The 525-nt window shown below is 43.2% G+C and carries 1 pseudogene; it reads left to right on the forward strand.

The window, feature by feature from the left end:
- Window positions 1–422, forward strand: a pseudogene (locus BABA_RS11660) (hypothetical protein); the annotation flags it as partial.
- Window positions 423–525: the final 103 nt, after the last annotated feature.

Here is a 525-nt window from a genome sequence, read left to right on the forward strand (position 1 = left end):
TTGATGCTAAAGAATTGGTTGCCTTACTTCTCCAAGGACGTGTTAAAGACCCGGATAACCAAGAAGAAGTTAAAATTACAGCCGAACGTCCATTACCATACAATGGTGAAGGAAAAGGATTCAAGAAAAAAGGTAAAGGTGGCGGCGGACGCTACAAAGGCCGTGGAAATGGCGACCGTGATGGTAATCGTGACGGAAACCGTGGAGGCTACCGTGGTAATCGTGATTCTAAAGATGGCGAACGCGGTGGAGATCGTAAACGTAACTGGAAAGACCGTGATGATAATCGTGGAGGTTACCGTGGAAAACGTGATGACCGTCGCTTTGACGACCGTAAACAAGGTGAAAAAACTCCTCGTAAACGTACCACAGGAACTGAAAAATCAGCTGGCTTCGTAATGCGTAGCCGTGGCGATAAATAAAATAAGTTATAAAAATTACTGAAATGAGCGGCTTAATGAGCTTTAAATCGGTAAATAAAGGAATCATCAGTTATCTGATGATTTTTTCTTTTGTCAGCGGTCA

Origin of the sequence: Neobacillus bataviensis LMG 21833 (assembly GCF_000307875.1) — a bacterium.
Lineage (GTDB): Bacteria > Bacillota > Bacilli > Bacillales > Cytobacillaceae > Neobacillus > Neobacillus bataviensis.